The organism is Actinomadura sp. WAC 06369 (assembly GCF_003947565.1).
Classification (GTDB): Bacteria; Actinomycetota; Actinomycetes; order Streptosporangiales; family Streptosporangiaceae; genus Spirillospora; species Spirillospora rifamycini.
On record NZ_QHJN01000262.1, the window covers coordinates 1 to 6,774 of the forward strand.

Genomic DNA, 6,774 nt, shown 5'->3' on the forward strand with positions numbered 1-6,774 from the left:
CCCGCGCCCTGCCCCCCCGCCCCGGCCGCTCGCCGCCGCCCGCGCCGCCGGGGACCGGCGCGGCGCCTCGGCCCGCGCCGCCGCGGGCGGCGTGGGGGGGGGGGGGCGGCCGGGACGGGGCGGTGGTGCTCGGGCGCGCGGCGGTGGGGGAGCTGGCGCTGCTGTGGGCGGCGGCGTGCGTGGGGCTGTGGCGGCGGCGGGCGGCGTGGGTGCGGGTGGTCCGGGCCGGTGGGTGACGGCGGGTCCTGTGCGATGAACCCGGTCGTGCCAAAACGGGGACGGCGTCATAAGCTGACCCGCTGACGGCCAACACCGTCTTAACGGACAGGGGATCCGGTATGTCAGAAGCGACGATGCAGTGCCCGAAGTGCGCGACGCAGCTCGACACGCACGAACGCAACGGGGTCGTGATCGAGGAATGCCCGGGATGCCAGGGTGTTTTTCTCGACCGCGGCGAACTGGAGCAGTTGATCGACGCCGAGAGCCGTTACCTCGCGGAGTTGCCGGACGGGGAGAATCCGGACACGACGTACCAGGGGCGGCATCGCCGGGGGATCATGCAGCAGATCTTCTCGCGGTGATCGATGGGCCGGGCACAGTGGGTGATCGGGCGTTTCCGTTTGTCATCGCCGTGACAAACGGAGTGTCCGCCAATGTGCCCGGCGGCTAATATCGCCCGATGGCTACCATCGGGTAGCTTCACGGTCATTCGCCGGTAGCCGGACGCCCGCAGAGGCCGTCCGGGCCCACCCTTCGCGGGCGGCGCCCGTTTCGAGCGGCCCGCCCGGCCCGTCCCCCCGGGAGAACTTCCATGGCACTGGGCTCGCTGCTCCCCGAACTCCTGCCCGGCGGTGCCGGGCGCACCCCGCTGATCGAGCGGCTCGCGAGGTGGGCGAGAGAGAAGCCGGACGCCCCCGCCTTCACGTTCGTGGACTACTCGCTGGACCCGTCCGGCGTCCACATCACCTACGACTGGGCCGAGACGGACCGGCGGGCGCGCGCGCTGGCGGTGCGCCTGCGGCAGGCGGCGGAGCCGGGTGACCGGGCTGCGCTGCTGCTGCCGCAGACGCTCGAGTACATGATGGCGATGCTCGGCGCGCTGTACGCGCACGTTGTGGCGGTGCCGCTGTTCTCGCCGGACCTGCCGGGCCACGCGGACCGGCTGATCGGCGCGTACACCGACGCCGAGCCGACGGTGATCGTCACGTCGCGGAACGCGCTGCCGCACGTGGAGAAGTTCCTCGCGGACCACGACGTCCCGCAGCCGAAGGAGATCGTGTTCGCGGAGGAGGTCGACCCGGCGCTGGGCGAGGGCTGGACGGACGAGCCGTTCGGGTTCGACGACCTCGCGTACCTGCAGTACACGTCGGGTTCGACGCGGCGGCCCGCGGGCGTGGAGATCACGCACGGGAACGTGACGGCGAACGCGATCCAGCTCTGGTCGGGCTGGGCGCCGGAGAAGCCGGACCCGGAGCTGGTGAGCTGGCTGCCGCTGTTCCACGACATGGGGCTGATCGCGACGATGGCGCTGCCGCTGGTGCGGGGCGACCACGCGATCTACACCGATCCGGTGTCGTTCATCATGAACCCGCTGCGCTGGATGGAGCTGATCGCCGCGCGGCCCGGCAAGAACGTGTACACGGCGGGCCCGAACTTCGCGTACGAGTACGTGGCGACGTCCGCGACGCCGGAGAAGCTCGAGGGGCTGGACCTGTCGGGGCTGACGACGTGCCTGAACGGCGCGGAGCCGATCCGGACGTCGACGCTGTCGATGTTCGCGGAGGCGCTGGCGCCCGCGGGGCTGCGGCCGGGCGCGCAGGCGCCCGGGTACGGGCTGGCGGAGGCGACGGTGTTCGTGACGGCGGCGGCGGACGACGCGCCGCCGCAGACGATCGCCGTCGACCGGGAGGCGCTGACGGGCGGTGAGCTGCGGCTCGGCGACCCGGACTCGGACCGGACGAGCACGCTCGTGTCGTGCGGGCGGCCGTCGGGGCAGCTCGTCGCGATCGTCGACCCGGACGCGCGGCGGGAGCAGCCGGACGGGCGGGTCGGGGAGATCTGGGTGCACGGCCCGAACACCGCGCCGGGCTACTGGCGGAACTCCGAGCGCAGCCAGGACACGTTCGGCGGCGAGCTCGCGGAGCCGGGGGAGCTGCCGGCGGGGCCGTGGATGAAGACCGGCGACTACGGCGTGGTCCACGAGGGCGAGCTGTACGTGACGGGCCGCATCAAGGACCTGATCATCGTGGACGGCCGCAACCACTACCCGCAGGACATCGAGGTGACCGCGCAGGAGGCGCACCCGGCCGTCCGTCCGGACCACGTCGCGGCGTTCGCGCTGACGGGCGCGGACACCGAGCGGCTGGTGGTCGTCGCCGAGCGGAACCGGCGGGTGCCGCTGGGGCGGCTCGACCCGGAGGAGGTCGAGGCGGCGGTGCGCGCGGCGGTGAACGTCGAGCACGAGATGAGCGTGCACGACTTCGTGCTGATCGAGCCGGGCGGCGTGTCCCGGACGTCCAGCGGGAAGATCGCGCGCGCGGCGACCCGGCAGCGCTACCTTGACGGCGTGCTCCCGACGACGGCGGCGAAACTCGCGTCCCGGAAGTAACGGGTCACCTCGACACAAGGAGGACCATGCTCGCGGGGCTGGGGCGGCTCATCCACCGGCGGCGCTGGCTCAGCCTCGTCCTGATCGTGCTGCTCACCGCCGCCGCGGGCGCCTGGGGCATCGGCGTCCTCGGGAAGTTCAAGGAGGGCGGCTTCGAGGACCCGGACGCGTCCTCGACGCTCGTCGCGAGGCTCGGCGCGACGTACTTCGGCAGCACGAACCCCGACGTGATCGTCCTGTACTCCAGCGACACCATGACGGTGGACGACCCGGAGTACATGGCGAGCGTGCTGACGACGGTCGCGCGGCTGCCGAAGGCGCAGGTCAGCGAGCTGATCTCGTACTGGGCGCTGGACGGCGAGGCGGCCGAGTCGTTCGCGTCGCAGGACCGGCGCAAGACGTTCGTCGCGGTGAAGCTGGCGGGCGACACCGGCGCGGAGAAGCTGGAGAACTACGAGCTGATCAAGGACCGGCTGGCCGCGCCGGGCCTCGACTCGCGGCTCGGCGGCAGCGTGCCGCTGGGGCAGGAGTTCGGCTCGCAGGTCGTCGCGGACATCGTCCGCGCGGAGCTGATCACCGCCGGGCCGCTGATCGTCCTGCTGGTGATCCTGTTCGGCGCGATGGTCGCGGCGACGCTGCCGATCGGTGTCGCGGTGTTCTCGATGATCGGCGGCTTCGCGGTCCTGCACGCCGTGACGTACATGACGGACGTGACGTCGTTCGCGCTCGAGGTCGTCACGATGATGGGCGTCGGTCTCGGCATCGACTACTCGCTGTTCATCATCAGCCGGTTCCGTGAGGAACTCGAACGCGGGATGGCGGCGCAGGACATCCCGCCGGGCAAACCGTGGAAGCGGGTAAAGGGCCGGCGCGCGCGCAGGGCGGCCAAGAAGGAGTACAAGGGGACTCTGCGGCCGGTCCGGGAGGCGGCGCTGGCCACGACGATGGCCACGGCCGGACGAACGATCATGGTGTCGGGCGTGACGGTGTCGGCGGCGCTCGCCGGGCTGCTGCTGTTCCCGCAGATGTTCCTGCGGACGATCGGGCTCGCCGGCATCGCGACCGTCATGGTCGCCGTGTTCGGCGCGACGGTCCTGCTCCCGACGCTGCTGGCGCTGCTCGGCACGCGCGTCGAGGGCGGCCGGATGCCGTGGCGGCGCCCGTCCGCCAAGCGCGCGCGGCGCGACCCGGACAGCGGCTTCTGGTTCCGTCTCGGGCACAGCGTCATGAAGCACCCGCTGCCGTACTTCGCGGTGGTGCTCGCCATCCTGGCCGTGATGTTCCAGCCGTTCCTGAACGTCCAGTTCGGCAGCATCGACGCGCGCGTCCTGCCGCAGGAGAGCCCGACCCGCGCGGTCGTCGAGACGATCAAGGCGGAGTTCCCGAACGGGTCCGCCGAGCCGATCGACGTCGTCGTCTCCGGCGACCTCATCCCGCGCAACTGGTCGCCGGCCGAGGGCGACGTGATCCCGCCCTACCTGGACGACTTCCGCAAGGAGCTCGAGGAGCTGCGCGGCGTCGTGTCCGCCGAGTTCAGCGGGTACTCGGGCGAGTACGGGGGCGTGCGGATCTCCGTGACGCACCGGTACGAGCCGATGGACGAGCAGGCGCAGGAGCTGGTCCGGTTGATCCGCTCCATGCACCTCACCAAGGACGGCTACCCGATGCACATCGACGTCGGGGGCAGCACGGCCGCGCAGATGGACCTGATGGACAGCCTCATGGAGTCGCTGCCGAAGATGGCGCTCGCCGTCGGGCTGGCGACGTTCGTGCTGCTGTTCATGTTCTTCGGGTCGATCGTGCTGCCGCTGAAGGCGATCGTGATGAACGTCCTGTCGATCGGCGCGTCGTTCGGCGCGATCGTCTGGGGGTTCCAGTACGGGCACCTGGCGGGCCTGCTGGACTTCACGCCGACCGGCGGCGTCGAGGCCACCAGCATGATCCTCATCCTCGCGGTCGTGTTCGGCCTGTCGATGGACTACGAGGTCTTCCTGCTCAGCCGCATCCGCGAGGAGTGGGACCTCACCCACGACAACCGCACCGCCGTCGCGTCCGGCATGCAGCACACCGGCAGCATCATCACCAGCGCGGCGCTGCTGTTCCTGGTGGTCATCGGCGCGTTCGCGTTCGCCGGGATCACGGTCGTGAAGCTGATCGGCGTCGGCATGTTCGTCGCGGTCGTCGTGGACGCGCTGCTGGTGCGGTCGCTGCTCGTCCCGGCCACGATGCGGTTCATGGGGTCGGCGAACTGGTGGCTGCCGAAGCCGCTGCGGGGCCTGCACGCGAAGATGGACCTGCGGGAGAGCAGCGGCGGCCCGGCGGCCGCCGGGCCGGTCGGGGTGGCGCCGCCGCTGCCGAAGGAGCAGCCCGTCCCGTACACGCTGCACTGGACGAAGCCCGCCGCGCCGTCGAAGCGGTCGCGGAAGGCGGGCAAGTCCGGCCGCCCGAAGCCCCCGCCCGCGCCGGGCGTCCCGCCCGCGCCCGGGGCGGTGCCTCCGCCGGGCGCCGGGAACGGGCGCGCCGCCGGGAACGGTGCGGGCGGGCGGACGGACGGGCGGGGGGCGCCGTGGGCGCCGTGGGCGGACGGGCCGCCGCAGCCGCGGCGCCCGCGCCCGCCGCGCGAACGGCGCGAGATCGTCCGCTCGCCCGACGGCACCGGCTGGACCTGGAAGTAGCCGCCCGCGTCAGTTCAGGAGCGGCTCTAGGGCTTCGTGCGCGCGCGCGAGGCCGTCCTCGGCGCGGATGCGGCGGCCGGCGCGGTCGGCATGGTCGGCGATGTCCGGGTCCTCGACGGCGGCGCGGATCCGGGCGGCCAGCCGCGGGACGGTGAGGCCGCGGAACGGCAGCGGGGACGGCCCGGCGCCGAGCGCCGCGACCCGCTCGCCCCAGTACGGCTGGTCGCCGAAGAACGGGCAGACGACCGTGGGGGCGCCCGCGCGCAGCCCGGCGGCGGTCGTGCCGGCGCCGCCGTGGTGGACGACCGCGGCCGTGCGGGGGAACAGCCACGAGTGCGGGACGTCGCGGACGGCGAACACGCGGTCGTCCGAGGTGTCCGGGTCGCCCTGGACGATGCCGCGGACGCCCGCGAGGCGCAGCGCCGTCCGGACGATCCGGTCGGTCATCGCGGGGTCCTTCGGGACCATGCTGCCGAAGCCGACGTAGACGGGCGGGGGCCCGTCGTCGAGGAAGTCCGCGAGGTCCTTGGGGGGCGTCCAGGCGGGCTCGTCGAGGAACCAGTAGCCGGTCATGGCGAGGCTGTCCGGCCAGTCGCGGGGGCGGGGGACGACGGTGGGGCTGAAGCACGCGAGGGCCGGGCGGTCGTCGGCCGCGTTGCGCAGCGGCAGCGGGGGCAGCCCGAGGGACCGCTCCCGCCACGGGTTGATGAAGGGGCGCGACAGCAGCCAGGAGAGCTGGTCGACGGCGTGGTAGCTCGCCCGGTTGGCGTACGGGCCGAGCAGGCGCGCGCGCGGGACGAACGGGTGCGGGAACGCGCCGGTGGCGCGGCTCGGCTGGAAGTGGATCATCGCCCAGGGGATGCCGAGGTGCTCGCCGATGTGCCGGGGGAGCGCGCCGAGCGTCGGCCCGAGGACGAGGTCGGCGTCCTTGCGCGCGACGTCGAGGCACTCGGCGAGGAGCCGTTCGGCCATCGGCCCGAGGATCCGCCGGAAGCCGCCGAGGAACTTCACCGGGTTGCGGCCGCCCGCGAGCAGCTCCTGCCCGGCGTCCGACTCGAGGATCTCGGTGGGGTCGGCGGTCAGCGGCGCGAAGCCGAGCCCGGCGCGCTCGGCGAGCGGGGCGTAGCGGGCGCTCGCGATGAGGGTGACGCGGTGGCCGTGCGCGCGGAGGGCGCGGCCGAGGGCGGCGCAGGGCTGGACGTCCCCGCGCGAGCCCGCGCCGTAGATCACGATGCTGCTCACGTGCGGCTCCTCACCAGGCGTCGTCGCGGGGGCCGGGCGGCGGCGGGGCGGGCGGCCCGGCCGGCGGCTCCTCGTCGGGGGTGTACGGCCGGTACCAGCCCGCGGGCGGCGGCGGCGTGCGGCGGGCGCCCGCCGGGTCGTCGGGGCCGAGCGAGACGCCGTCCCGCACGGTGCCGGGCCGGTCGTACCAGACGTCGTCCGCCGGAACGGACGGCGCGGACGGCGCGGGTTCCGCGGGCGGGGCGGCGG

4 protein-coding genes and 2 pseudogenes are annotated in these 6,774 nt (G+C 73.6%); 4 read left to right on the forward strand and 2 right to left on the reverse strand.

Features of this window, described 5'->3' with window-relative positions:
- The 4 genes and pseudogenes from DMH08_RS42185 to DMH08_RS37510 form a co-directional block, all read left to right on the forward strand.
- Nucleotides 1-236: pseudogene (locus DMH08_RS42185) on the forward strand (hypothetical protein); the annotation flags it as partial.
- Nucleotides 237-338: 102 nt separating this feature from the next.
- Nucleotides 339-581, forward strand: a complete 243-nt coding sequence (locus tag DMH08_RS37500; RefSeq protein WP_233618048.1) for a TFIIB-type zinc ribbon-containing protein — start codon at nucleotides 339-341, stop codon at nucleotides 579-581.
- A gap of 230 nt (nucleotides 582-811) precedes the next feature.
- Entirely contained in the window at nucleotides 812-2,608 is a 1,797-nt protein-coding gene (locus DMH08_RS37505) for a fatty acyl-AMP ligase (protein WP_125620971.1), read from the forward strand.
- Nucleotides 2,609-2,634: 26 nt separating this feature from the next.
- Nucleotides 2,635-5,283, forward strand: coding sequence for an MMPL family transporter (locus tag DMH08_RS37510; protein ID WP_125620973.1), 2,649 nt, complete (start codon nucleotides 2,635-2,637; stop codon nucleotides 5,281-5,283).
- Nucleotides 5,284-5,292: 9 nt separating this feature from the next.
- Here DMH08_RS37510 and DMH08_RS37515 read toward each other — a convergent pair whose 3' ends face one another.
- Nucleotides 5,293-6,525: a glycosyltransferase gene (locus DMH08_RS37515; protein ID WP_233618049.1), complete on the reverse strand. Its 1,233-nt coding sequence runs from the start codon at nucleotides 6,523-6,525 to the stop codon at nucleotides 5,293-5,295.
- A gap of 10 nt (nucleotides 6,526-6,535) precedes the next feature.
- A pseudogene (locus DMH08_RS40630) lies at nucleotides 6,536-6,774 on the reverse strand (hypothetical protein); the annotation flags it as partial.

Bases quoted from the DNA above. Each gene is read 5' to 3' on its own strand.
- DMH08_RS37505 (WP_125620971.1), top strand. From the start codon at position 812: ATGGCACTGGGCTCGCTGCTCCCCGAACTCCTGCCCGGCGGTGCCGGG.
- DMH08_RS37510 (WP_125620973.1), top strand. From the start codon at position 2,635: ATGCTCGCGGGGCTGGGGCGGCTCATCCACCGGCGGCGCTGGCTCAGC.
- DMH08_RS37500 (WP_233618048.1), top strand. From the start codon at position 339: ATGTCAGAAGCGACGATGCAGTGCCCGAAGTGCGCGACGCAGCTCGAC.